The sequence below is a fragment of the Virgibacillus oceani genome, from assembly GCF_041521345.1.
Classification (GTDB): domain Bacteria; phylum Bacillota; class Bacilli; order Bacillales; family Amphibacillaceae; genus Virgibacillus_N; species Virgibacillus_N oceani_A.
Genome location: NZ_JBGOHB010000004.1, coordinates 153,192 through 179,298, shown reverse-complemented (window position 1 = coordinate 179,298; position 26,107 = coordinate 153,192). Strand labels below are relative to the sequence as shown.

Below are 26,107 nucleotides of genomic sequence, written 5' to 3'. Positions count from 1 at the left end.
TAGCTGGGTAGCTACGTGTGGAAAGGATAAGTGCTGAAAGCATCTAAGCATGAAGCCACCCTCAAGATGATACTTCCCATCATTTTAAATGAGTAAGATCCCTCAGAGACGATGAGGTTGATAGGTCCGGTGTGGAAGCGTGGTGACACGTGGAGCTGACGGATACTAATAGATCGAGGACTTAACTAAATCTAACCATGTCGTTTTACACTCTTATTTAGTTTTTAGGGTATAAAATTATTTTTTATACAGCAAGATAAGATTCACCAGTTAAATTAAATATTTTCTGATCCCGCGGGGTGGAGCAACGAGCATTACTCCCACCGAATAATCCGCGAGTAACCTCGAAGCACAAAGCGTCTTTGAATAAACTATTAGATGTAGAGGTCATTTATTAGAAAGAAACAGCAAGAACTCATCATGATCTTAATTTTATATTTTATTACATCGCGGGGTGGAGCAGTCTGGTAGCTCGTTGGGCTCATAACCCAAAGGTCGCAGGTTCAAATCCTGCCCCCGCAACCAAAAAATCACTTTAATTAACTGCGTCGAGTAATCTTCTGCGCTAATTGAAAATCAGTAGTATTAAACTACGATAAGGTCCGGTAGTTCAGTTGGTTAGAATGCCTGCCTGTCACGCAGGAGGTCGCGGGTTCGAGTCCCGTCCGGACCGCCATAATTTAAATATGAACATGTCACACATGATTTTTTCAGTAAATCATGTGTTTTTTAATTTTAATACAAAAATTACTTAGAATTCCATGAAATTATGACTTTTTTATTATACGAAACAGTCCTCCTTTTTCAATATTTACTTTTCTGCTATGATAAGGAAGAGTGAGATGTATCATGTTAAGCTGTATGTACGATGAATGAAAAGAATTTGGTGATAATCATATGGATGAGTTTTCCTTTATCAAATCAATTAAACAGAAAACCTATAATCAATCCTCTTTAATAAAAGGCATTGGTGATGATGCTGCAGTTTTTCGTCAAACGCATCAGGATATTGTGACTGCGGTAGATACCTTTGTGGAGGATATTCATTTTGCTAAACAGACGATGCAGGCGTACCATGTCGGATATCGAGTATTAGCTGCTAATTTGAGCGATATGGCTGCAATGGGTGCAAAACCTGCATATTATTTGGTGTCTATTGTAGTACCTGAACACTGGTCCATGGGAGAACTGTCGAATATATTTAAAGGAATGAAGTCACTTGCTTCCAATTATAATATCGATTTAATAGGTGGAGATAGCGTATCCGGTGAAAAATTGGTGATTTCCATAACTGTAATAGGATTTGTGGATAAAAGCAAAGCGCGTTTTCGTCATGATGCCAAAGCTGGTGACATTGTATTTGTGACTGGTACATTAGGTGATTCACAAGCAGGCTTTTATATCTTAACGAATCATGGTAAATATGAAGATGAAGGTTACTATATAAAAAAACACCGGATGCCGGAGCCGCAAATAACTTTTTCTCGTTCCTTGCAGAAAATACCACGTCTATCTCTTAATGATATAAGTGATGGTATTGCAAATGAAACTGCTGAAATTGCGGAGGCTTCCGGGGTAAGCATTACGCTGGATGATGCTGAGATTCCAACAAGCAACTCCTATCATCAGTTCCCGGCGGAGTTACGACAGCAATGGAAACTTTTTGGTGGAGAGGACTTTGAGCTAATAGGAACGCTGCCTGAAAGTGACTGGTTGTATGTTAAACAAATGGCAGAGCGCCATGATATTAACGTTACTAAGATTGGAAAAGTTACAAATGTGAGCGATTCGGGTACAGTATATATTCATAGTAATGGAAAAATAGAAGTACTACCCAAAAAGGGATATACACATTTAAAGTAGGTGGTCTGATGGAAACACATGAATTAGTTACACATAGCGAAGATGAAACAAAGCAGGCAGCGGCACGAATGGCCGTGTTTCTTAAACCGGGCGATGTGGTTACCTTGGAAGGGGATCTTGGTGCAGGTAAGACTGCTTTTGCAAAAGGAATGGCAAGAGGACTCGGGGTAAAAGAGACGATAAGCAGTCCCACTTTTACTATTATCAAGGAATATGAAGGAGAGATTCCATTTTACCATATGGATGCATACCGTCTGGAATATTCGGAAGAGGATATTGGTTTTGAAGAGTATTTTGATGGTGACGGTGTTACTGTTGTAGAGTGGGCCTCATTCATCGATACTTTTTTACCTGAGAGCCGTCTAAATATAAAGATCACTTATATAGATGATCATACAAGAAAATTAAACATTACTGCCACCGGCTATTATTATGAGGTCGTTTTAAATGATTTTATGCGTTATTTATAAGGAGTTACTGCAATGAACATACTCGCAATCGATACTTCAAATCAAGCAATGAGTGTTGCGATTTTAAAAGAAAATCAAATCTCAGGTGAAATCGTAACGAACATAAAGAAAAACCATTCCGTCAGGCTGATGCCGGCGATTGATCAGCTGATGAAAGAAGTTTCCATAACACCGGAAGAACTGAATAAGATCGTTGTTGCAAAAGGACCCGGTTCTTATACTGGGGTAAGGATTGGCCTTACAACGGCAAAGACGATGGCTTGGGCATTAAATATACCCGTGGTTGGTGTTTCGAGTTTGGAAGTACTCACTTATCAAGGGCAATTCTTTAATGGCTATATATGTCCTTTTTTTGATGCGCGGCGCGGCCGGGTATTTTCAGGCGTGTATAGGTGGGAAAGAAATACGCCGGTGCCTGTTTATGAGGAAACCAACTTGCCAATGGAAAACCTTTTAGAAATGCTTGCTGAAGAGGGAAAAGAAGTGCTTTTTTTAAGTCCGGATATATCCGCTTATAAAGAAATAATAAGAGGGAAGCTAGGTGCTTTAGCGCATATACCTGAGGAAGTTTATCACTTGAGTAACCCATCCCATTTGGCATTGGCAGGGATGACAAGAAAAGCGGAAGAAACGCATCTTTTGGAACCTAATTATCTACGATTGGCTGAGGCAGAGGCCAATTGGCTGAAACAAATAAAGGACTATGAGCAAAATGGCTGAAGTTATAATAAGACCAATGAAAATGGATGATGTGGAACAAGTGTTTAAAGTGGAAGATGCAACATTTTCCACCCCATGGCCAAAAGATATTTTCTATAGGGAGATCGGCGAAAATGAGCATGCCCATTATTTCGTTATGCTTTTAGATAAAGAAATTATTGGGTATGCCGGTGTGTGGGTTGTTCTGGATGATGCACAAATTACGAATATTGCTGTCCTGCCCGAATACCGCGGGAAAAAATTAGGTGAAAAGCTTTTTCGCTATATGATGCAAAAATTAATCACGATGGACGTCATTCGCTTGTCGTTGGAAGTCCGGGAGTCCAATATTGCGGCACAAAAAATGTACCGCAAATTTGGCCTCGTACCAGGCGGAATCAGGAAAAATTATTATGTGGATAACCAGGAAGATGCCATCGTTATGTGGGTGAATTTAAAATGAAAAAAGATACGATCGTATTAGGAATCGAAACGAGCTGCGATGAGACTGCAGCTGCTATTGTTAAAAATGGCACGGAAATTCTTTCAAATGTTGTTGCTTCACAAATTGAAAGCCATAAACGCTTTGGCGGTGTTGTACCGGAAATTGCATCTCGCCATCATGTGGAACAGATGACGGTTGTTTTGGAGGAAGCGTTTAACAAAGCTGAAGTTACCTGGGATGAGATAGATGCCGTTACGGTTACAGAAGGACCAGGGCTTGTCGGTGCTCTTCTGGTAGGTGTTAATGCAGCAAAAGCATTAGCCTTTGCCAAGCAAAAGCCACTGATTGGCGTGCATCATATTGCAGGGCATATTTATGCAAACAGACTTGAAAAGGAATTTGAATTTCCGCTTCTGTCATTGATTGTTTCTGGCGGTCATACTGAGCTTGTATTAATGAAGGGTCATGGAGAATATGAGCTTATTGGGCAAACAAGAGACGATGCGGCAGGAGAAGCATATGATAAAGTAGCACGCATGTTAAAACTGCCTTATCCGGGTGGACCACAGATTGATCTTCTTGCAGCTGAAGGTGAAGTAAATATTGATTTTCCAAGAGCGTGGCTGGAGGAAGACAGCTTTGATTTTAGCTTTAGTGGGTTAAAATCTGCGGTCATTAATAAGATGCACAATTCTCAACAGCGCGGGGAAACAATAATACCAGCTGATATTGCCGCAAGTTTTCAGGAAAGTGTGATTGATGTGTTGACAGCAAAAACACTAAAAGCAGCAAAAATGTACGACGTTCAACAAGTGATTGTGGCGGGTGGAGTAGCTGCAAATAAAGGCTTGAGAGAAGAATTAAAACGACAATTTTTAAACACATCGATTCCTTTGCATTTTCCGGCGTTAAATCTGTGTACAGACAATGCGGCTATGATTGCGGCCGCCGGAACAATTTTATATGAACAAGGAAAACGGGATGCGCTGCACTTAAATGCCAGTGCGAAAATTGTATTGAAATAAACATTTTACCCACAGGGTTGTGGATAAAAACTTCCGAAATCAAGTATAAAGGCATTTACATTGTGGGTAAAAAAGGTGAAAAAAGTACCACGGATCTGTGGATAATGTGTATAACTTTGTTGATAAGCCTGGTTATGCGATTTTAATGTAAATAAAACTGTGGACAGTTTAAATTTTGAATAAGTGACGGGAAACGGTGAAATTGCTATGTCTAAAAAGCAACGCTATTATATACAAAATGATTTTATTGTTTTATTTATACTATTTGTTTGTGTTAGTTTACTTGCTATTTATAACGCGCAACAGCTAGAACAGTATGAGTCTAATTTTGTGCTGCAGCAGATTTTTTGGTTCATCATAGGCGCAGGCATAGTAGTGGTGATTCAAATCTTTGACATGGACCAGTTGTATAAGGCAAGCCCGTATATTTACTGGTTTGGGGTTTTTATTCTGGCTGTGCTGCTGGTTAGCCCGGAAAGTATCGCACCTACAATCAATGGAGCAAATAGCTGGTTTCGTTTTCCTGGTTTCTCCATTCAACCGGCAGAATTCGCAAAGATATCCACAATTTTGTTTCTGGCTGCAACCATTAATAAACATAAAATAAAATTCGAGATCAGTTCTATCAAAACGGATACGTATTTATTAGTGAAATTGATAGTTATTACGATTATTCCTGTTTTGCTCGTTATGGGCCAGCCGGATTTTGGAACGGCAATGGTATATTTCTTTATTACCGGTGTGATCATTATTCTGTCCGGTATTGACTGGAAAATTATCGGAATGTTAATAGCCGGGATAAGTGCCTTAGGGGCTGCTGTAATTGGTTTTATTATCCGGTTTCCGGAAATCGCTCAGGAATTGGGTGTTGCGGGCTATCAGGTGGATAGAATACTTACTTGGTTCGATCCGACTCAGCAGTCAAGTGATGCGACTTTTCATATTGATCGTGCTTATATGGCCTTAGGGTCTGGTCAGTTATTCGGTAAAGGAATGGGAGAACTGGAAGTGTCGTTTCCTGAAGCACATACGGATTTTATATTTGCAGTAATTGGGGAAAGCTTTGGTTTTATTGGTAGTGCTGTTGTGGTATTCCTGTATTTCATGCTGCTGTATAAGCTTGTTACGCTAGGGTTAAATGTGCATAAACATTCCCCATTTGCAGCATATATCTGCTTTGGTTTTTTGAGTTTATTATTGATCCATGCCTTTCAAAATATTGGTATGACATTAACCATTATGCCGGTTACAGGTATTCCGTTATTGCTCATCAGCTATGGCGGGAGTTCAGTGTTATCCACCATGGTTGGGTACGGCCTTGTTTACCGAGTGGCTGTGGAGCATACGATACAGAATGATTATTTGTTTAAGTAAAGAAGACTACCATCAATTTGATGGTAGTCTTTTTACTTACAAATATCGCTTATTCCTGCAGGCTGGCCCACTCGTCCATCAAATCATCAGCACTCCGTTTCAGTTCATTTGTTTCATTAGTTAATTCGAGTGCTTTTTCATGATCCTGATAGACTTCCGGGTCGGTCATTTGTTCTTCCAGTGCTGCTATATCCTCTTCCGTTTTTTCAATTTGAGCTTCAAGCTCCGTGATCCTTCGTTTTCGTTTTCGCTGTTCGCTTTGCAGCTGCTTTTCTTCTCGGTAACTATTCTTTTTAGCTTCTCGCTTTTTCTCATTTTCTCTTGTCTGTTTCAGCCTTTTTCGTTCTGCTTCTTCTTCTTTCTTTTCTGTGTAATAATCATAATCGCCAAGGTAAGTCGAGATGCCATCTCTTTTCATTTCAGCTATCTGGTCGGTGATTCTGTTGATAAAATACCGGTCATGGGAAACAAATATAATCGTACCTGGATAATCTTGAAGTGCAGCTTCCAACACTTCTTTACTATCGATGTCCAAATGGTTTGTCGGCTCGTCCATAACAAGCAGGTTTGCTTTTTTCATCATTAGTTTGGCAAGTGCCAGCCTTGCTTTTTCTCCGCCACTTAAGGAACGGACAGGCTTTAATACTTCCTCCCCGCTAAACAGAAAGTTTCCAAGTACGGTGCGGATATCTTTTTCATTGACGTTTGCATAATCATCCCATAGTTCCTGGAGGACTGTTTTGGATGAAGTTAAGTTTGCCTGTTCCTGATCATAGTAGCCTATTTGAACATTCGTTCCAATTTGGATTGTGCCGCTCGCTGGCTGGTTTTTCTCAAGTATTGTTTTTAATAAAGTTGTTTTCCCGACACCATTAGGCCCGATTAATGCAATTCTTTCCCCGCGATTAACATGCAGTTTTGCATTCTTGAATAGCATGTCAGAATCATCTTCATACCGAAATGAGAGATTTTCCATTTTTAATACATCATTGCCGCTACGTCTGTTTATTTGAAAAGAAAAAGATGCGGATGACTCATCCCCGAGTGGTTTATCCATTTTTTCCATCCGATTCAGCTGGTTTCGTCTGCTTTGTGCCCGTTTTGTTGTGGAGGCCCGGGCAATATTACGCTGAATAAAATCCTCCATCCGCTTAATTTCTGTTTGCTGTCTTTTAAATTCCTTTAGTTCCTTTTCATAATCCAGTGCTTTTTGTTGGAGGAAATCACTGTAGGAACCATGGTATTTTTTTGTTTTATGCCGTGATATTTCATATACAACAGATACAGTCTTATCTAGAAAATAACGGTCATGGGAGATAATCACAACGGAACCCGGGTAGCCGAGCAAGTAACTTTCCAGCCAGCTGAGCGTGTCCATATCCAGGTGATTTGTCGGCTCATCGAGGAGCAATAGATTAGGCTTGCTTAATAACAATTTACCTAAAGAAAGTCTCGTTTTCTGCCCTCCGCTCAATTCACTGATCGGTGTGTCATAATCAAAGTCACTGAAATGCAGTCCATTAAGTACAGCTTTAATATCGGCTTCATACGTATAACCGCCATCTTTTTGAAAACTTTCCATTAGCTTATCATAGTCTTGCAGTAGTTTTTCATAGTCTTCAGTGGATAGGCTGGCAGCTTCCTGGAGCTGCTTTTCCGCTTTTCGCAGTTCTTTTTCTTTGTGAAGTAAAGCCTCATAAACTTCCAACATTTCCTCCCAAATAGTCTTTTTTGATTCCAGCACGGTATGCTGCGCCAGATAACCTATCGTTAAATCCTTTGGTCTGAATAGTTCTCCTTCATCATGGGAAAGCTCCCCGGCCATTATTTTTAATAAAGTTGATTTTCCTGCGCCATTTCGCCCCACGATAGCGATCCGGTCGTATTGTTTTACTTCCAATTTTATATTAGATAAAATCTCTTCTGCGCCAAAGGACTTGGAAAGAGCATTTATTTGCATTTGAATCATTATTTTCACCTCATATTCCCTAGTTTATCGTAAAAATGATGAGGCAAGCAATATAATTGTGAAATTAATCACGACTTGATCTTCATTTTCTGTTAAAATAGAAGTGAAGTAAACTGTAATGGGGTGAAGCATATGTCTGATTTCACACATTTTAATGAAGAGGGCAGAGCTCGAATGGTGGATATTAGTGGTAAAAAAGAATCAGAACGAACAGCTATAGCCGCGACGAGTATTTTTGTCAATGAAGAAATTTATCATAAAATAACGGAAAATAAAATAAAAAAAGGGGATGTGCTTGCAGTTGGGCAAATCGCAGGGGTGATGGCCGCAAAGAAAACTTCTGACTGGATTCCGATGTGCCATCCGCTTCCCTTAACGGCGATTGATATTTCCTTTGATTGGAACATAGAAGAGGCTACATTCGAGCTTACAATAGAAGCATTTGTTAAAACGAAAGGATCGACAGGGGTGGAAATGGAAGCACTAACAGCGGCTTCAGTCACCGCACTTACGATATATGATATGTGTAAAGCCATTGATAAATCCATGGTAATAGGTCAAACCTATTTGAAAGAAAAAAAAGGCGGAAAGTCAGGAGACTATTACCGAGAAGAAAAGAGGAGTATAAATGGATCAAAATAAAATCCCGCAAGCAACAGCAAAGCGCTTACCGCTTTATTACCGTTTTTTAAATAATTTAAACCACCAGGGGAAACGGCGTGTATCCTCTAAAGAGCTGAGTGAAGCAGTAAAAGTTGACTCAGCAACAATACGCAGGGATTTTTCCTATTTTGGTGCACTTGGCAAAAAAGGGTATGGGTATAATGTGGAATACCTGCTTGGTTTTTTCCGAAAAACATTGGACCAGGATGAGGTAACGGATGTTGCCTTGATTGGTGTAGGTAATCTGGGAACTGCTTTTCTGAATTATAATTTCCTGAAAAACAATAATATAAGGATCCAAATTGGATTTGACGCTGATACGGATAAGGTTGGAACTACCATTAGTGACGTACCTATTTATCATATTGACGAGCTGGAGGAAAAAATGGAAGGAATCGAGGTCGCCATTTTAACGATTCCTGCTGAGGAAGCGGACATCGTCACAGAGAAATTAGTCAATCTGGGAATTACGGGTATATTGAATTTCACACCTGCTCGAATTACGGTGCCCAATCATATTCGGGTGCATCACATTGACTTAGCTGTTGAACTGCAAGCATTGGTATACTTTCTGAAGCATTACCCTTTAAAAAGGAATAAAGTGGATGAATAAGAGACTTGCCAAGGTCTCTTTTTTATGTGGGAATGTAAAATAAAATTTTTGTATCAGGTTTAATGCAAGTGGGTAAAAGAAAATTATAATTAGTACTTTTAACCTAATATTTTTTTGGTTATGGGTAAAAAGACATTTGTGCAGGTGCTTGACTTTAGTCTATGATATGAGTTGATGCTTTTTTCCGGAAGCGTTTTTGGATTTATCATTCGTTATACATAGGTGTTATATTGCATTTAGTGAAGTTCCAATTATCTAAGTAAAAAGTACTTTAATTAGAGCGGAATGGATACATTTCACTTGTAAATTAAAAAATGCATCCGGTCAAAGGAAAATGGAAAATAAAAATTAGCTCTTAGTACTAATTTTTCCTCACCCTAATCTTGGGGAGGTTTTTTATCTTAATTACATAGGAGGAAAAGTGAGTGAGAGAGACGAAAATTTTATTAGTGATTATGGGATTACTCCTCAGTATTTTTCTCGTAGCCTGTGGGGATGATGCAGGAACGGAAGAGGCTGATGGGGAAGAGGAGACAGATACGGAAGGAGAAGCAGAAGGAACTGAAGAGGAAGAAGCGGAGGAAGAAGAAGCAGAAATGAGCGTACCTGAAGATGAGGAATTGTTTGAGGTGCTGGATAGAAACATTACAACGATGGAAGAAGATGATTTGAAAGCACATATGGAGACGTTGCATTCAGAATCTCCTGGATTTGCTGAAACAGAGCAAATTATGGAAGATATGGCTGTATATACATTGGACATTCAAGTCTCCGATATGGAAGTGGAAGAAAAATCGGAAGAAGAGGCAAGGGTTTTCTACAAACAAACCAATATAAAAGTGGATGGGCCGGAATATGAAAATAATGAAATAACCGGCGTGCATGTGATGCGTCCGGAAGATGGAGCTTGGAAAATTTATGATACAGAGCTTGTGGATTATGTCGTAGTCGATGAAAATGGCGAGCCGCTAGAAGAAGACGCGGCTGGTGAAGTGGTTATGGAAGGTGAGTATGCAGACGCTGTTTCCGGCTTAAATATGCCATTTGATGAGGATGAATGGGTACTTGCTCACTACGGGGAGGATATGGGTGAGGCAATTGCTGAATTCCTTGTCCCAGGTGAGAATGTGGAGGACTATACAGAGCTTTTAACCATCCATTATTTCCCTGGCGGAAAAGATGAAATTGGTGTTGCACAGTTTAGTGATGTCATGGAAACCAATTTAACAGAGATGATAGAAGGTAATTTTGAATTTGACCGTTTTGATGAAACCGAGGAAGAGGGTTTTTATGAATTTGGCGTAGCAGAGGACCCGATGCAATTTGATCAGGAAGAACTTGCTCGTGTATTTGTAAAGGATGAAGATTTATTCGCGGTAAGGTATACCTTAATTGAAGATACGGTTGAAGATAGAGAAGGTTGGATTGAAACTCTATCTGACATTGAGTAATTGTTGATGAACATTGCATAGGATGTTTTGAAGGTTGTAGCTGAAATGTAACGGATGAGGGAAGCATACCAGGCATGATGCACTGGTATGCTGTTTTTATATGGAAATGCCCAGGTAGAGGCGTCCTCCCGGGCATTTTTCAATCTATTTCTTACTGTTTTTCATTCTGATATAAAGGGCCATTAACCTTATACCTACACCGATATTTAGTGTAGCAAATAGTGCCAGTATGGTGGTTGTTACATTCCAGATCGTTCCCTCTTCGGCACTTAACGTGGCTACATAAATAAAAAACAGGCCTAAGAGAAAGTAAATAATAGCCATGGTGAGCGGTGAAATTTTCATACATTAGCCTCCAAAAAAGATAAACTGCAGCTCATTCAGAATCCTCTCAATTTCTTCCGGATCCATATTATATTGTGCAAAAATAACCAATGAATTCATGGCAGCATGAACAATGATTGGCACAATAATACGCTTTGTTTTTACATAGAGAAAAGCAAAGACAAGTCCCATAGTTATATACATTAACAGATGCTGCGGATCGTTATGAACGATGGCAAAAACAAAGGATGATAACAGGGCAGCAAAGAAAAAATTCATCCTTTTATAAAACGCTCCAAATATAATTTTACGGAAGATAATCTCTTCAAGAATAGGTCCGATGATCGCGGGGACGATCATAAATAATGGGGAGTACCTGGCGATATCCATAATTTGCTGTGTGTTTTCCGAACCGGGGTCGATACCAAGCACTTCCATTTCTATCAGTGCAGCCAATCCCTGGCCAAAGTAGGCCATAAATAAACCGAGAAATGACCATAATATGATTTGACCGGCACCGGACGCATCGCGCGCGCTTCCCATTTTCATATCCGGCCTCATTAATAATAATACAATAACCAGTCCTAGCCCAAAGCTAAAAATAGTCCAAAAAATAAGGATATCTGCATCATTAAATGGAATCAGGTCGGTAAAGGGGACAACCACCAATGCTGAATATTGCATGATAAAGTAGGTTATAATGACCCACCAATAACGTTTAGGCAAATAAAACGACTCCTTTTTGTTTCACTTTATACAGTATATGTGCTACTAGTACATTTCATTTTCTATTGATACAAGTTAATTTTTCTATAATGGATTGTATTTTACATACATAATATGTGTATTTTATCATAATTGCCGTTATGTTATATACTCTGAACGTTTAAAATCGAGACGTTTTTAACAAAAATGGACGAATGGTGACTCTATGCTTGCATTTTTGAGAGAAATTAATTATTATATTAATTGGAGTTAGCACTCACCCTTGTAGAGTGCTAACAATCAAAATAACTATGGAACCAAGGAGGCTATCCACATGATAAAACCACTAGGGGATCGTGTTGTTATTGAGCTTGTTGAGCAAGAAGAAAAAACTGCAAGTGGGATTGTTCTACCCGATTCTGCCCAGGAAAAACCACAGGAAGGTAAAGTTGTAGCAGTTGGCTCCGGCCGGGTTACGGATAATGGAGAAAAAGTGGCCCTTGAAGTAAAAGAAGGGGACAGCATCATTTTCTCAAAATTTGCCGGTACAGAAGTGAAATACCAAGGAACAGAATACTTAATTTTACGAGAGAATGATATTTTAGCAGTAGTAAGCTAATTCAAGATAAACAGACTATGATAAACATTTTCAAGGAGGTATTTTAATGGCTAAGGAAATCAAATTCAGTGAAGACGGTCGCCGTGCAATGCTGCGCGGTGTAGATACGCTAGCAGATGCTGTAAAAGTAACATTGGGACCTAAAGGACGCAACGTCGTTCTAGATAAAAAATTCGGATCCCCATTAATTACAAATGATGGTGTCACCATTGCAAAAGAAATCGAACTGGAAGACCAATTCGAAAATATGGGTGCACAGCTTGTATCTGAAGTAGCATCTCAAACAAATGATGTTGCTGGTGACGGTACAACAACAGCAACAGTACTTGCCCAGTCCATGATTACAGAAGGATTGAAAAACGTAACTTCCGGTGCAAACCCTGTTGGTGTTCGCCGCGGAATTGAAAAAGCAGTAGAAGCAGCTGTAGAGGAATTAAAATCTATCTCTGAATCCATTGAAAGCAAAGAGTCCATTGCACAAGTGGCATCTGTTTCATCCGGTGATGATGAAGTGGGAAGCCTGATCTCTGAATCAATGGAACGTGTTGGAAACGATGGAGTAATTACTATTGAAGAATCAAAAGGTTTCAACACGGAATTAGAAGTTGTAGAAGGTATGCAATTCGACCGTGGATATGCATCTCCATATATGGTAACAGACCAGGATAAAATGGAAGCCGTTCTTGAAGATCCGTATATTTTAATTACAGATAAGAAAATCGGCAACATCCAGGAAGTTCTTCCTGTACTTGAGCAGGTTGTACAACAAAGCAAACCACTTCTCTTGATTGCTGAAGATGTAGAAGGGGAAGCGCTGGCTACATTGGTTGTCAATAAACTTCGCGGTACATTTAACGCGGTAGCTGTTAAAGCTCCAGGGTTCGGTGACCGTCGTAAAGCAATGCTTGAAGATATTGCTACATTGACTGGCGGAGAAGTGATTACAGAGGACCTTGGCCTGGATCTGAAAAGCACTGAAATTGAACAATTAGGCCGTGCTTCTAAAGTAGTGGTAACAAAAGAACACACTACGATTGTAGAAGGTTCAGGAAATCCTGAAACCATTTCTTCCCGTGTAGCACAAATCCGTGCACAAGTAGAAGAAACCACTTCTGAATTTGACAAAGAAAAATTGCAGGAGCGCCTTGCTAAACTTGCTGGCGGCGTAGCAGTAATCAAAGTTGGTGCTGCAACGGAAACAGAATTAAAAGAGCGTAAACTGCGTATTGAAGACGCGCTTAACTCCACACGTGCAGCAGTGGAAGAAGGCATCGTTTCCGGTGGTGGAACAGCACTGATCAATGTATTAAGCAAAATAAAAGACCTTAACCTTGAAGGTGATGAAGCAACAGGTGCAAACATTGTATTGCGTGCATTGGAAGAACCGGTACGTCGTATTGTGGAAAATGCCGGACTAGAAGGTTCTATCATTGTAGAACAACTAAAAGGTGAAAAAGTTGGCGTTGGATACAACGCAGCAACTGGAGAATGGGTAAACATGGTTGAAGCTGGTATCGTTGACCCTACAAAAGTTACTCGTTCTGCGCTGCAAAATGCAGCATCTGTAGCGGCTATGTTCTTGACAACTGAAGCCGTAGTTGCAGACATTCCAGAAGATGAAGGTGCCGGTGCCGGTGGTGGCGGTATGCCTGACATGGGCGGCATGGGTGGTATGGGCGGCATGATGTAAGCTCGTCCTGCAAACCTTGATACAAAGCGATTTTTTGTTTAGCAAAATATGTTTTGACTGGATTTTGACTGGATTTGGTTGAAAATCGCAGTCAATCCAGAGCACCTCTCATTAGTTCGCTGAACTTTTGGGAGGTTTTTTCTTCCATTTGTTTTGTGATGTGAGCGTAAATATTCATCGTTGTATTGATATCGCTATGACCTAAACGCTGTTGAATTTCTTTAATGATAAGCTCTCCTTCTCCTGACATTAATCCTGCTTCTATTAAGAGTGAAGTGTGCGTATGTCGAAGAGAGTGAGGGCTAACCTTCTTATCTATTTCACTCAACTTCAAAAGTCGACTCATTCGATTTTCTATAGTCTTAATAAAATCAGGATAACCTGGATAATTGTGCTCTTTGGCAAACACGAAACCGTGGACCTGTATTTCATTTTTATTTCATTCTGACGTGTTCGATATTTTCTCAATGCATTTATAACAACCTTGTCCATTTTAAGCGTACGGATAGACCCCTTTGTTTTTGGAATAAGCAGCTTGAACTCCTTTGTATTGTTTTTCGGGTTGTAACAAGTTTTAGTAATGCGAATAGAGTCATTATCAAAATTGATGTCCGGCCATTTTAAAGCTAACAGCTCCCCAACACGTAAACAGCTATATGCAAGTGTCAGGAACATCTCAAAATCTCGATCAAGGCCTTTTTCCTTTTGCGGTTCTAAGGAATTTGATAAGTTCGTCTTTCTCAAGAAATTTTATCTCATCCTGATTGTTTCCGATTTCCTCAACAGTTTCAATTCTCTTAGGTATTGTTGCGAATGCAGTAGGGTTTAATTCTGGTTTAATGATTCCAAGCTCTACCGCCTTCTTAAATATCATCCTTCCAGTAGAATGGATTCCATCTAAGGTATTGTGAGCGTAACCTTTATCGAACAATTTTATCCAGAACGGACTGGTATTGTTTTCTGGTAATATTTTTAATTGTCATCTTACCTAAATATTTTCTGAAATGCTTCGATTCTTTCTCCCTTGCACGAACAGAACTTTCTTTCACACGTTTAGCATATAGTCCCAACCATTCATCTGCGAAGTCAATGAACGGTACGTTTCCTTCCTTTACGTATGTTACGTATGTACCTTCAGATAATTGCTTTTCTACTTCTTGCGCTGCAAACTCAGCCTCTTTCCTACTAGGAAAACCACCTTTTGTTTTTGGATCTCTTTCACCTGTCACTGGGTCTCTCCATTCTATTTGATAATACCATGTCTTGCCACGTTTCCTTATGTAAGCCAATCAAATCACCCCAAATTAATGATATAAATGATTTCTGTATTTCTGGTATATGAAATGAATACATTTTATTAATTTAGTTAACGAATGTATATGGTGGTCAACTAATATTAGTTTTTTATTGTAGCTCAATGTATTAATTGTCTACTAACTTTCTCATACACCATAAAGCCATTAATTTGCTTTTCATAATGTCTTAAACGTTCTGCAGCAAAATTGCCTGTTACACCAAAAGTAGCAGCTATCTTTCCTATCGATTCATTACGATGCTTTGGAAAACTTAATCGATGTAACATAAAAGTAGGAACACAAAAGTGAAGTGCAAAGTTTTTTGCCTGGTATTCCTGCAGCATTCTAAAGCTCTCAGGCATGTCCAATTGAACTCCAACATGACACAAGTGGTGACATAACTCGTGCCCGAACACCTCTTTCTTTTTTTCTTTTGAAAGCATTGGATCCAGGACAATGTTACCCGGTATCAAAAACGGAAGCTTCCAATGTGAGATATAAACGCCGATTCTATCTGCAGTATCCTCCATCGGATGATCAGGATCCCTAACCCCAATTTTTTGATATATTTTTTGTACTGAATCTTCTAATGATGTGTTGACATATTGCATAACACTCCCCCCTTAATAGAATATACGTTCGATTTAATTGTATAATAAAAGGTGTACAGATTAATGTACACCTTTTACAATTTTGTGTGTTAAATTCAATTACCGTTATTAACTTGGTACTTAATACCGTTTTGAGATTTTTATTCTAAACATTACTAAGAAAAAATATAAATACCTGATAAAATTAGAAGTTGATAATAGTTACTTCTAGAGCTATAATTTGTAATATATTAAATATATATTTTAAATTTAGGGGTGTAAAAAATGGGGCTGTATGATAAGGATATACGAAAAATTTTATTAGATGAATTTATCGAAACCCCAGAATTTATAAAAGATCCTAGCACAATTATTGTAAACGAATTAGACGTTTGTTCGGGCTCAGCTATTATGGATATCGCAGTAATCAATGGGAAAATACATGGGTTTGAAATCAAAAGTGAATTTGATACACTTGAAAGACTTCAAACCCAAGGTAAATATTATAACAAAGTATTTGATACTGTTACTTTAGTAGTTTCCGACAAACATATAGAAAAGGCCATAGATTTAATACCTGAGTGGTGGGGTATTTATAGTGTGGTTACAAATCAGGATAGTATAGAGGTAGTCAGAAACCCAAAGCTAAATGAATCAATAAATGTTTTTAGTCTATCTTTAATGCTTTGGAAGCCAGAATTAATATGCTTGTTAAATGAACATGGAATTACTAAGGGACTAAAAAGTAAAACTAGAAGAGAATTATCTAAAATAACCACCGAATCAGTAAATCCTAGTGATATTAAATCTTTTGTTAAGTCAGCTCTGAAAGGTCGAAAACCTTGGAAAGCTCGTTTACTACAACTGTTACATGATGAGAAACAGCATTCGTTACCCAATTAGTATTACCGCCAGGTCCAATCTTTTTTTGTGGATTTCCTTTGATGTGTCCTAGGGCTCTCTCCATAATATCGTAATCACCGGGAGAAAAACCTTCACCATAATAGTAATCTGAGCTATAAATTGTTTGTGCTAAGGCTGGGTGGTTTTTGATCCATTCCTTTGTTTCATTGTCACGTTGTCCTTTTAAAATCCAATAGCTGTCAGTTATAGTATATCTAGCCTTAGGAAGAATTCCATATCTTAATTTAGAGAAGTCTATTTCTGAATCTGTGAACTTAGTGACACCATAATCAGAGTAACTAAGTTTTTCTTTGAAGTCATTAAACTCTTGAGAATTAAATAGTGCTTTGAAAATTTTAATATCATATCGCTTATAAAATGATTCACCACCTGATGGAATACTAGATAGATCATCGGGAAAAGAAGTAATCCCAATAACTATGTTTAGAAAAGATGTTTTTCTAAGGTAATTATTTAAAACGCTTTTTAGTTCAGAAAATTGTCTATTAGCAACATTACGGTCTTCCACAAGTCCTAAGTCTAGTAAGACACTTACTTTTAGGTCATAATTGTTGTTCCAAGATTCAAGTGACGTAAAAATAGTTTCATACGAATCCCCTTCAAAATCAGCAGGGAGTGTAACTTTTACTAGTAACTCAGAACTTACCTCAAGAAAATTATTAGATCTACTCTTGAATTCATCATAAGTTAATACAGGGAGGACAGTTACACCATCTAGAACTGCTTGAGATATTAAACTTTCTAGGTAGTCCACGCCACCCCCTTCCTCGATGTAACTGCTATCAAAGTAAATTTTATTTATTCCATTTAGTTCTTTAACAAAATCGAGAACATTTGTTACTTCTTCATCGTCTACTATCTCAATTATTGGCGCAATTTCTTTTTTAACTCCTTCCGGTAGTTCTTTTAAAGCTTGTTTCTCACCAGATCTCCATTTTAATATAGGGTAGTATTTAACAGATGTCATATGTTCTTCCTCCTCTTATTTAATAAATTATAATCCATTTTACACCTTTTCTTACTTAATTCACCTCCTTTATAGGTGGCTTTTACACCGGGTCAATGTACCTAGTGTGAAGTTATGAAAAAACAAACCGAATAAGGACGGTTGTTTATTTCAGTCCAGTTGTATATTCTATTAAATTCATTATCTAAGAACTTACTAATGATTTTTCATAACAATACTTATAAACCTCAGCAGCAACATAACAATCATGTAGCGCATTATGTGAATCCAAATGATCTAAATTTAAATACTCCTTAAGTGTGACTAATTTGTGGTTGGGTGTTGATATGTTTTTCCTCGAAAGAGAAAGTGTATCAATAACACGATACCTCTTATAAGGAAATTCGTATTGATTCAGATTATGTAAAAGAAATTTCATGTCAAACGATGCGTTGTGCGCTACAAGCGTTTCGTTTGAAATGAATTCTACTAATTCCGGTAACACACTTTCAATTAATGGTGCATTAATTAAATCCTCATCAGCCAATCCGGTAATTGATTTTATTTTGCTAGAAAGTTTTTCCTCAGGATTAACGTCCGTTGTATATTCATCTACCTTTTCATTGTCTTTATATTTTACAGCTGCAACTTGAATGATTTTATTGGTATTACAGTCAAATCCGGTAGTTTCAAAGTCCAATATCACATAGTTCTCAGATAGTTTTCGAGCTTTTGTATATTTCATGAACTCTGGTGTAATCTTTTTCTTTTTATTGTAGGAAGGTCTGGGTAATGAATAATCCACTGTAACTTTTCCTTTTAATTTTTCTTCAATTTCCTTTTTTTGCAATCGTTTTTTCTGTTCTTCAGCAATTTTTTGTTTTTTTCTTTCTTTAAATCCCACATACGAAAGAATAAAACAAATAGCAGCAACTAAAAATAGGAAAATCTCCATTGGTCAATAGTCCTCCTTAAACTTAATAAAAAAGCACACCAAAATAAAAGTTATCCTGGTGTGCTAATCTTGTTGTTCTTTTCTTTGTTTAGCTTTATGCGCTATATACTCAAAATGACTTCTTAGCTCCCTAATATCTTCATCGTGTAGATTTTCCCAATCTTCAATGTTATGGAAGAAAATATCCTGTATGCCGTATCCCTCTACTATTTTTTTGATTTCAGCAAGCGGATCGAATTCATTTTCTTCATACGTGCTGTCTGTTTTGCCAAACAGATAATCGACACGGACGTTATAATAATCCGCGATATCTGAAATCAAACCTGGATCTGGTTTCGTTTTTCCGTTTTCATATATGGAAAGTTGGTAAGTAGTTATTCCGAGATCGGCCGCAACTTTATTTTGTTTCAAACCTTAGGTCAATGAATTTTGTAAAACCCATAAACCTCCATATTTTTAAATCTTCATTCTCGGGAAGTTCAAATACATTATGTTTTTTATACAATCCCATCCCCTCCTAATTACCTATTCGACAGGAGGGAACAAAGTCCTTCTTTTCACCTAAAAATTTTTACACTAAAAAATAACGCTTATTCGAGGTTAATCTCATTCAACAAATTTTCCTTAAACAATGCTTCCAATTTTTCTGGTTAGTAAATAAATCTCTTTACTTTACTAGAGCGGATAGATTTAGAGATATGTACGATGGTGTTTATTCTGATTTCTCTAAAAGAGAAGAAATAAAATCAAAACGTGTATATGCTAAATTTAATGAAGATGTTAGGGCACATTCATTTGTTAGTTGCTGGCATTTAAATGAATATGAATCTGCAGCAATGTGGGATTTGTATGTAAAAAATAATGAAGGCATTACAATTCAATCAAATCTTAAACGCTTCAAAGATTCATTCAAAAATACAGAGGAGTCGATAATGATTGGTCAGGTCAAGTATATTGACTTTGAAAAGGATTCAAACTATAGCAATCAGGGGTTTGAACTAATACTAACAAAGCGACTATCATTTGAACATGAAAAAGAAATAAGAGCTGTGTACAATTTTACTCCAATTGAAAAAATAAAAACAAATCGGCATAAAATTGACCATGGTAAAAATATTAAGGTAGATTTAGTGTGTTTGATTGAAAATGTTTATATTGCTCCAGCTGCTCCAATTTACTTCACAATTTTCGTCTATTTGACATAAAAAAACATAGTTTTTTCTTATTAAACTATTTGGTAGTTAGTTTAAGATTATTAATTCACAATTAATAATTAAATTGTAACTCAATGTAAATAAATAACAGTATACATTTAATTATTTCTTGTTATAATAGGAACTAACGTTCTATTTTGTGAGGTGTTTATTATGGAGGATGATAAGAAAGAAAAACCTGTTCTGGACGAACAACAGAGTGAAGAGAATGTAATGAAGCTGCAGCTGGCAATACATGACGGACTTACTGTTGAAGTGCAGCATTACAAAGAACGCGATTTTCATATAGCTAGAGGTAAATTAAAAAGTATTGTTGCTGGAGATTGTATCATTTTTGATGATGGTGAGCGTATTAAATTTAGCGAAGTGATTAATGTATTTGTGGATTAAAAAGCCCTCACGATTGTGGGGGCTTTAAAATTTATCCCTTCCAAAGGCTTTTCCTTAAAGTTGATATCTACCGATTATCACCATACAGATCATTATTATAATAAATGTGTTATCTACTATTAGCTTTGTCCAATCTCTTTTTTCTTAATTGAGTATTCTATTTAAGAAAGGAGTGATGAACTTATGTGTTACGATCCATGCGCAAAGAAACATGAAGATCATTGTAAATGTGATTGTCACAAGAAGAATGATTGTTGTCATGAAAAACACCATTGCGAAGAGCGAGTCTGTCGAAAAAACCATTGCCATAGTCAACGCAGAAAATGCAATCACCGTAAGTTCTGCCATTGTTGTAACAGATATTACTAAAAATAAGCCCTCACACCGAGGGCTTTTTATTTTCTTCGTAGACTTTATACAAATAAAAGTAAATGACCACATTTCAGACCACATTATTATTAAAAGTTCGCAGATGCGCACAAACAATTGATCTGTTATTAAGATTGAAAAATTGATTATTAAGCGGATAAAAAGATGAGGAAATGCCTAAAAAGGCCGTTGGAGTATGGGCGGCATGATGTAATGGAGACCTATAAACCTTGACTTAACAGGGTTTATAAGCCTTCATGTTTGTTTCTGTTCATGTTTTTAATCAATAAGATTATTAGAGAGGTTTTTCATTAAGTTACTGAACTTAGTGGAAGCCTCTTTTTTAATATTCTTTGTCATGTGAGCGTAGATATAAGGGTACCTTACTGGAAATGCTGCGTTGGATTCGCGACTTCTGGTCACAATCCATGACAATTTTTATTTCAAAAGTATCTATCGCCTTTTCAAGTTTCGTACGTTCCTTTTTCAGTTTACGCTGGATAGTTTTCTCCTTTTGTTCATAGAGTTTATCCGAATAAACTACAACGAAGCGATACGTATAACCATCCAACTTTTCTGTAAAGGACTGGAGCTTATAGGAAGCAGCTTTCTTTTGGGCTTTTTATTTACCAATTTCTTGCCACTTGTCTTGTTTCCATGCCTTTCCTTTTAATTCAGAGCTCAAGTTGAATGTTTCAGGAAGCCGGGAGGTGAACTGGAGATTATCGCTTATTTTCCCCTTATTTCCCTCAAGTTATCTGTTGAGATCAGCGCAGAATCAGCTTGATAAATAAGTTGATCTCATTCTTCCGTTTCTTTCATTCGATATGATGGATCATTCATATTTAATACATGCGATTTATGCGTTAACCGATCAATGACCGACAAGATTCAAAAGCAAAGAAACCAGTGCAACTGAGTTTATTTTTAAAATTTTATGTAACAAGAAAGGATGGATGGAAATGCCCATTTATAGTGCAGGTAATGAAGGAAAAAAAGAAGGGGATTTTGGAACTGGAGAATAGCGATTTCCAGTGGTTGGATAAAGAAAACAAACTAGTTGGGGGCCTGGTCCTCAGAAATCAGGAAGCTAGACCTATTGGGTCATATATGGAACACGAGACTAATGAAGAGGTGGACAGAGAGGAAGCGCCAGTTAGATTTTCCACAAAAAATAAAGCATTGACTTCATGATAGAACGACAGGAAAAAGCAAAAGAATTTATGTCTAATGATTGAAATGTAGAAGTTGAAAGGATGTGAATATCATGAGACCAATGAAATTACACGCTATCCAGGAAGACATCATGATCGTTCACATCACAGAAGAGCTTACGCAGTCCGATACAAATACGGATTAAGCACTAAGTGTGAAATAAAAAATTGAATTAGTTATGAGCGAATTATTACAGAATCCTGCCATTTTTGAAAACTAAAAATCAAGATAGCAATCACTGTAGCTAATAAATAAACACCGAAAGAATTAATGTTTACTAATTTATATAAACCTAAATGTTCAAACCATTTACTTATCCCAAAAGCTAGAATGGCATCGATTATAAGGTTAGTTATCATGTAAATCAGAAAACTATGATAGGTGAAATATAAAATAACAATAGTGCCTACAAGGAATATCCCATAAACAAATGGCATGATATTTGCTAATAAGATAATATTTTCCGTTATCTCCCACCAATTAAACTTGTCCGCAGTTTGGAAAATAAAAGTTAAAACTAGCGCACCAAACAGTGACGAGGGAAAAAAACTTTTAACAATCTTTTTATTCAATGGGATAAGTGCGAACCAAGGAATAATTAGTAAGGACCATAAAAGAAATTGGTTGAACAAATAAATCACCGTCTTCATAAGGATGTTTGTCTATTATTACCTAAAGGGTACAAATTAATTCAACTTAATATAGTTCGATGATTTTTCGAAGAAGTGAAAATTATAAAGAACAAAGTCAGTCAATTGATTTGGAGGAGGCGGAATATTAAATGGCTGTCTATGCCGGAAAAAGAGGAATGTTGTTTGAAATCCTGCTCAATTACACGAACCAGGTTTATATACAATAAAGAAGGGTGCTTATATTGCAAAAAAATATAAGGCCGTCAAAACAGAGTTTGTCAAAGGGCTTATTACTAACCAGCACGAACTTGACCTTGAACTTTTTGATTATGTTCATTGGGTTTAATTATATTCGAATTCATGGATCCTTAAATTATTTAACAACCAACTGAATACAAGTTGATTAACCTTTAATAATTTGGTCTATTTAGTGTCGACACACCAAATTCCCTTAGGTATAACATCCTTAATAACCCGCGATATCATTTACCATAGTAATCTTTGACTTTAACTAGTTTTCCGTAATATTTACAGCTTTATTGTACTCCTTTCCTTAATAAGAGGGACAAAGAGCCCCTCTCCTTTTTTAATATCCCTTGAAACTGGTACCTACGATAATAAGCAGGATAAACAAAACGACAATCAGCGCAAATCCTCCGCCGTATCTGTATCCACCGTAATCAGACATACATATCTTCCTTTCTTACAGGTGATATACATGAGGATTTAATGACAATTAGTATTCTTTCCCATTATAAATCCAGACAGTAATCTGCTTTTACACAATAGCTGGAGATGTGTCGTGTTACTCAATGAGTTAACACTTCACAAAATATCATATGGTAAAAACTTAATTTCGAATGGACGATTGACAAGGTGAGATAATTCTAAACAAATCTAATTGAGCTTACAAAAACAGGCGTATTCCTGTCATAAGGAATACGCTTGTTTGACATGATTGGAGATCGTTACAAACCGAGAACCCAGAGTTAAGAAATAGGGGAAAGTCATACCTTGGGATTGCTAATATCCCCATAGAGTTAATAGAAATACGGGAAAAAGAGCCGTCTCAAGAAGAAGAACGGAAAACGCCTGCGACTGAAGCGGCGGAACCTTCTTGGATAGCCGTACCCTCCGTAACCGTAATTATAGCCATAGTCAAACTGACGTGTCATATCATCTTGATTATCTCTCTCCGTATCTCCAGCAGGCACAAGTAGATAGACACTATCGTCAGATACACTGTCAATAATGCCATCATACATTTGACCATCCGTACCTTCACATTGGATTAAATGATATTTGTACCTTTTGCATAAATCATACATGTAACGCTGATGCTCTGAGTTATTGTAATCTGATTGCATATGGGAATGATCATCCCATGTTTGAGGATAGTTATTCTGATAACCCATGCCATATTGCCGATAATCAGGCTGGACGTACATTGGATATGGTGCATAAGCAGGAGCAGGGATATAAGATGGTACGTGTGAAGGACCTGCACTATAAGCAGTTGTTATCGGTTCCTGCTCTCCTTTTACAGCCGATTGTTTCGCTTCGTTATTGAATTTTTCTTCCATGATGGAAAATCCCCCTTACATTTTCGGTAATATACTTTACTACTATATGAATAGAAGGAAGTCCCAGATACAATAAATTTTATGGAAGGAAGAGAAAAGAGCATATTCTGCTTATTCAGGAATACTCCCTTTAAAAAGTATTGCAGCGTTTCAGTTTGGAGGAATTGTAGGAGAGAATGTATCGTATGGTTGGAAGAAGTCACAGAAGTATGTGCTGAGTAAGGATAACAAAAATTTTAAAGCTTGAACCTTGTCTAATTACGCACGCTTTTCTTGAATAAGAAGGCGTTCTTCCTGACATAAAACCTTGAAATCGTCCGCATAGCAGTGGATGTAGCAATTCTATCAACCCCAGTCGAGAGTACCCCATCTCAAGGAACCATGTGAGTAGGGTGGGGGTGAATCGACTTCGGATCAGGGTTGGTTTATGCCAATTCAAATGATCCGACTTCCCGATCAAGAACGTCTGTGCTATAATAAAAAGAACATATATTCTTTGTGGGAGGTGAAGTCTCATCAAAAAGAATCAAACGTTTTATTATAAAACGGACCAAATCTGGATCAAGCCGGGTCATCGCATGCACCCATACTTGAACCAAATGTGCCAAAATGCAAAAAATATGTATAATGCAGTAAATTTTTATATCAGACAGGTTTTTACGGGATTAAAAGGTGAAAACACACTGCATCCCTTACAACAAGAAGTTTTGGAAACCATCCGTCAAAACTTAGAGCCAATGAACGAAAAACAGCAACAGGCCTATCAACGCAGGCTGGAAAAAGAAAGTAAAAAGCCTGTTGAAAAGCAAAAAGAAGTCACATGCAACCTATTTGAAGCACCAACAAAAGAAAAACCATATCTTCATTATAACTTTCTAAACAGCTTATTTCATGTAATTAAACAACCAGATTATCTTTCCTTACCAATACAGAGCAGCCAATGGGTAATGAAAGCCGTTTTTCAAAACTGGAAAAGTTTTTATGCCAGTTTAAGAGATTACAAAGATCACCCGGTAAAGTACAACGCCAGACCTCGCATCCCAGGCTACTCCCGCACCTCAGAGAAAGATATTATTTTCACCAACCAGGACTGCTGCATCAAAGAACAGAAATATTTAAAGTTCCCGAAGACAAAACTAAAACTTAATATTGGCAAATTGGGAATGGCAGAAGGAAAATTAATGCAAGTGCGCATCATTCCCAAGTATGGTCACTATGTGGTGGAATTAGTAAGAAAAGTAGAATATGACGCGATAGAACCAACGGACAGCAACAGATGTATGGCACTGGATTTAGGCATAAATAACCTTGTTTCCGGGGTGACAAATACGGGTACATCTCCCTTTATAATAAAAGGCGGAAATGTAAAATCGATCAATCAATATTACAACAAACAAAAAGCCCATTTATTGGGGGTTCTTCGTCATGGTAAGACATCAAATGAAGGACCTTTCACGTCAAAACGATTGGAACGGCTTCATCAGGCTAGGCACCGAAAGCTAAAGGACATCTTTCATAAAGCCAGCCATAAAATTGTGAATCTTGCCTTGGAAGAAAAGGTAGACACAATTATTATCGGAAAAAACGAAGGCTGGAAGCAAAAAATAAATATTGGTAAAACGAGTAATCAATCATTTGTCAGCATTCCGCATGCCATGCTGATCAACATGATTACATACAAGGCGGAAAAAGGTGGGATTCGTGTCATCACGATAGAAGAATCGTACACATCAAAAGCGAGTTTTATAGATGGGGATGATATCCCTGTATATAATGACACGAAGGGTACTCCTGTGTTCACTGGAAAACGAGTGAAACGTGGGCTTTATCGTACTTGTAAAGGATTACTGTTAAATGCCGATATTAACGGAGCGGCGAACATATTTAGAAAATTTGTGGGTAAGTCACCAAAAAAGCAAGCGTTGACTGCAGACTCCGTAAATGTTTGGCAACCCAGAATTATTTAAAAGAAGTACCAAAGGCGAGACCGATGGTATAGAGGGGCTGGGTGTAAATAGTTCACCAATGTGACAGCTCCACTGACGTTAAGCGGGAATGTGTCGATACGTTAGAAACCCCCACTT

26 protein-coding genes, 2 tRNA genes, 1 rRNA gene and 2 pseudogenes are annotated in these 26,107 nt (G+C 37.6%); 21 read left to right on the top strand and 10 right to left on the bottom strand.

Annotation, left to right across the window (positions count from 1 at the left end; genetic code table 11):
- The 9 genes from ACDX78_RS05105 to ACDX78_RS05065 form a co-directional block, all read left to right on the top strand.
- A 23S ribosomal RNA gene (locus tag ACDX78_RS05105) occupies positions 1-189 on the top strand; the annotation flags it as partial.
- A 259-nt stretch (positions 190-448) separates the two neighbouring features.
- A tRNA-Met gene (locus tag ACDX78_RS05100) sits at positions 449-525 on the top strand.
- 74 nt (positions 526-599) lie between these two features.
- A tRNA-Asp gene (locus ACDX78_RS05095) sits at positions 600-676 on the top strand.
- Between the two features lie 221 nt (positions 677-897).
- Positions 898-1,863 (top strand): thiamine-phosphate kinase, encoded by a 966-nt coding sequence (gene thiL, locus ACDX78_RS05090; RefSeq protein ID WP_486025894.1) that lies wholly within the window; start codon positions 898-900, stop codon positions 1,861-1,863.
- 8 nt (positions 1,864-1,871) lie between these two features.
- The gene (gene tsaE, locus ACDX78_RS05085; RefSeq protein ID WP_486025892.1) at positions 1,872-2,333 is read left to right on the top strand and encodes a tRNA (adenosine(37)-N6)-threonylcarbamoyltransferase complex ATPase subunit type 1 TsaE; all 462 of its coding nucleotides are present in this window, start codon (positions 1,872-1,874) and stop codon (positions 2,331-2,333) included.
- 12 nt (positions 2,334-2,345) lie between these two features.
- A complete protein-coding gene (gene tsaB / locus ACDX78_RS05080) occupies positions 2,346-3,053 on the top strand; it encodes a tRNA (adenosine(37)-N6)-threonylcarbamoyltransferase complex dimerization subunit type 1 TsaB (protein ID WP_486025891.1) in 708 nt (235 codons plus the stop codon).
- Entirely contained in the window at positions 3,046-3,495 is a 450-nt protein-coding gene (gene rimI, locus ACDX78_RS05075) for a ribosomal protein S18-alanine N-acetyltransferase (protein ID WP_486025889.1), read from the top strand. The genes tsaB and rimI overlap by 8 nt, the downstream gene beginning before the upstream one ends.
- Positions 3,492-4,502 carry a tRNA (adenosine(37)-N6)-threonylcarbamoyltransferase complex transferase subunit TsaD gene (gene tsaD, locus ACDX78_RS05070; protein ID WP_486025887.1) on the top strand — a complete coding sequence of 337 codons (1,011 nt, stop codon included), beginning with the start codon at positions 3,492-3,494 and terminating at the stop codon, positions 4,500-4,502. The genes rimI and tsaD overlap by 4 nt, the downstream gene beginning before the upstream one ends.
- Positions 4,503-4,709: 207 nt before the next feature.
- On the top strand, positions 4,710-5,876 hold the full coding sequence (locus tag ACDX78_RS05065) for an FtsW/RodA/SpoVE family cell cycle protein (protein WP_486025885.1): 1,167 nt from the start codon (positions 4,710-4,712) through the stop codon (positions 5,874-5,876).
- A 49-nt stretch (positions 5,877-5,925) separates the two neighbouring features.
- Here the strand turns inward: ACDX78_RS05065 and ACDX78_RS05060 are convergent, their stop codons facing one another.
- Complete coding sequence (locus tag ACDX78_RS05060; RefSeq protein WP_486025883.1) at positions 5,926-7,845, bottom strand: ABC-F family ATP-binding cassette domain-containing protein; 1,920 nt, start codon at positions 7,843-7,845, stop codon at positions 5,926-5,928.
- Positions 7,846-7,977: 132 nt separating this feature from the next.
- Between ACDX78_RS05060 and moaC the strand changes: the two genes are divergently transcribed.
- The 3 genes from moaC (at position 7,978) to ACDX78_RS05045 (ending at position 10,572) form a co-directional block, all read left to right on the top strand.
- Entirely contained in the window at positions 7,978-8,487 is a 510-nt protein-coding gene (gene moaC, locus ACDX78_RS05055) for a cyclic pyranopterin monophosphate synthase MoaC (protein ID WP_486025881.1), read from the top strand.
- Positions 8,474-9,121, top strand: coding sequence for a redox-sensing transcriptional repressor Rex (locus ACDX78_RS05050; RefSeq protein WP_486025879.1), 648 nt, complete (start codon positions 8,474-8,476; stop codon positions 9,119-9,121). The genes moaC and ACDX78_RS05050 overlap by 14 nt, the downstream gene beginning before the upstream one ends.
- A gap of 425 nt (positions 9,122-9,546) precedes the next feature.
- Complete coding sequence (locus ACDX78_RS05045) at positions 9,547-10,572, top strand: hypothetical protein (RefSeq protein WP_486025877.1); 1,026 nt, start codon at positions 9,547-9,549, stop codon at positions 10,570-10,572.
- Between the two features lie 144 nt (positions 10,573-10,716).
- Here the strand turns inward: ACDX78_RS05045 and ACDX78_RS05040 are convergent, their stop codons facing one another.
- Both ACDX78_RS05040 and ACDX78_RS05035 read right to left on the bottom strand, forming a co-directional pair.
- Entirely contained in the window at positions 10,717-10,917 is a 201-nt protein-coding gene (locus ACDX78_RS05040; RefSeq protein ID WP_486025876.1) for a DUF4305 domain-containing protein, read from the bottom strand.
- Positions 10,918-10,920: 3 nt separating this feature from the next.
- Complete coding sequence (locus tag ACDX78_RS05035) at positions 10,921-11,622, bottom strand: CPBP family intramembrane glutamic endopeptidase (protein WP_486025874.1); 702 nt, start codon at positions 11,620-11,622, stop codon at positions 10,921-10,923.
- 313 nt (positions 11,623-11,935) lie between these two features.
- Here ACDX78_RS05035 and groES point away from each other — a divergent pair, with 313 nt between their 5' ends.
- Together groES and groL are read left to right on the top strand one after the other, a co-directional pair.
- Entirely contained in the window at positions 11,936-12,220 is a 285-nt protein-coding gene (groES, locus tag ACDX78_RS05030; RefSeq protein ID WP_486025872.1) for a co-chaperone GroES, read from the top strand.
- 46 nt (positions 12,221-12,266) lie between these two features.
- Positions 12,267-13,910: a chaperonin GroEL gene (gene groL / locus ACDX78_RS05025; protein ID WP_486025870.1), complete on the top strand. Its 1,644-nt coding sequence runs from the start codon at positions 12,267-12,269 to the stop codon at positions 13,908-13,910.
- Positions 13,911-14,001: 91 nt separating this feature from the next.
- On the opposite strand, the pseudogene ACDX78_RS05020 reads toward groL, so the two are convergent.
- Both ACDX78_RS05020 and ACDX78_RS05015 read right to left on the bottom strand, forming a co-directional pair.
- A pseudogene (locus ACDX78_RS05020) lies at positions 14,002-15,199 on the bottom strand (site-specific integrase).
- 125 nt (positions 15,200-15,324) lie between these two features.
- Positions 15,325-15,816, bottom strand: coding sequence for an ImmA/IrrE family metallo-endopeptidase (locus ACDX78_RS05015; RefSeq protein WP_486025868.1), 492 nt, complete (start codon positions 15,814-15,816; stop codon positions 15,325-15,327).
- Positions 15,817-16,080: 264 nt separating this feature from the next.
- Between ACDX78_RS05015 and ACDX78_RS05010 the strand changes: the two genes are divergently transcribed.
- Positions 16,081-16,698, top strand: coding sequence for a sce7726 family protein (locus tag ACDX78_RS05010; protein WP_486025866.1), 618 nt, complete (start codon positions 16,081-16,083; stop codon positions 16,696-16,698).
- Here the strand turns inward: ACDX78_RS05010 and ACDX78_RS05005 are convergent.
- The 3 genes from ACDX78_RS05005 to ACDX78_RS04995 all read right to left on the bottom strand — a co-directional run bounded on the left by ACDX78_RS05005 (position 16,610) and on the right by ACDX78_RS04995 (position 19,031).
- On the bottom strand, positions 16,610-17,686 hold the full coding sequence (locus ACDX78_RS05005) for a beta family protein (protein ID WP_486025864.1): 1,077 nt from the start codon (positions 17,684-17,686) through the stop codon (positions 16,610-16,612). The two genes, ACDX78_RS05010 and ACDX78_RS05005, sit on opposite strands and share 89 nt — an antisense overlap.
- A 184-nt stretch (positions 17,687-17,870) precedes the next feature.
- Complete coding sequence (locus tag ACDX78_RS05000) at positions 17,871-18,620, bottom strand: 3'-5' exonuclease (protein WP_486025863.1); 750 nt, start codon at positions 18,618-18,620, stop codon at positions 17,871-17,873.
- Between the two features lie 63 nt (positions 18,621-18,683).
- Positions 18,684-19,031 carry a helix-turn-helix domain-containing protein gene (locus ACDX78_RS04995; RefSeq protein WP_486025861.1) on the bottom strand — a complete coding sequence of 116 codons (348 nt, stop codon included), beginning with the start codon at positions 19,029-19,031 and terminating at the stop codon, positions 18,684-18,686.
- A gap of 287 nt (positions 19,032-19,318) precedes the next feature.
- On the opposite strand from ACDX78_RS04995, the gene ACDX78_RS04990 reads away from it, so the two are divergent.
- The 5 genes and pseudogenes from ACDX78_RS04990 to ACDX78_RS04970 form a co-directional block, all read left to right on the top strand.
- Positions 19,319-19,825 (top strand): DUF2971 domain-containing protein, encoded by a 507-nt coding sequence (locus ACDX78_RS04990; protein WP_486025859.1) that lies wholly within the window; start codon positions 19,319-19,321, stop codon positions 19,823-19,825.
- Between the two features lie 162 nt (positions 19,826-19,987).
- Complete coding sequence (locus ACDX78_RS04985; RefSeq protein WP_486025858.1) at positions 19,988-20,224, top strand: YolD-like family protein; 237 nt, start codon at positions 19,988-19,990, stop codon at positions 20,222-20,224.
- Positions 20,225-20,399: 175 nt separating this feature from the next.
- Positions 20,400-20,714: a hypothetical protein gene (locus tag ACDX78_RS04980; protein WP_486025856.1), complete on the top strand. Its 315-nt coding sequence runs from the start codon at positions 20,400-20,402 to the stop codon at positions 20,712-20,714.
- A gap of 863 nt (positions 20,715-21,577) precedes the next feature.
- A complete protein-coding gene (locus ACDX78_RS04975) occupies positions 21,578-21,787 on the top strand; it encodes a hypothetical protein (protein ID WP_486025854.1) in 210 nt (69 codons plus the stop codon).
- A gap of 906 nt (positions 21,788-22,693) precedes the next feature.
- Positions 22,694-22,854, top strand: a pseudogene (locus ACDX78_RS04970) (IS3 family transposase); the annotation flags it as partial.
- A 172-nt stretch (positions 22,855-23,026) separates the two neighbouring features.
- Here ACDX78_RS04970 and ACDX78_RS04965 read toward each other — a convergent pair.
- Together ACDX78_RS04965 and ACDX78_RS04960 are read right to left on the bottom strand one after the other, a co-directional pair.
- Positions 23,027-23,128 (bottom strand): YjcZ family sporulation protein, encoded by a 102-nt coding sequence (locus ACDX78_RS04965; protein ID WP_486025852.1) that lies wholly within the window; start codon positions 23,126-23,128, stop codon positions 23,027-23,029.
- Positions 23,129-23,480: 352 nt separating this feature from the next.
- Positions 23,481-24,023 carry a hypothetical protein gene (locus ACDX78_RS04960; protein WP_486025850.1) on the bottom strand — a complete coding sequence of 181 codons (543 nt, stop codon included), beginning with the start codon at positions 24,021-24,023 and terminating at the stop codon, positions 23,481-23,483.
- 578 nt (positions 24,024-24,601) lie between these two features.
- Here ACDX78_RS04960 and ACDX78_RS04955 point away from each other — a divergent pair.
- A complete protein-coding gene (locus ACDX78_RS04955; protein WP_486025849.1) occupies positions 24,602-25,990 on the top strand; it encodes an RNA-guided endonuclease InsQ/TnpB family protein in 1,389 nt (462 codons plus the stop codon).
- The last annotated feature ends 117 nt before the right edge of the window (positions 25,991-26,107 follow it).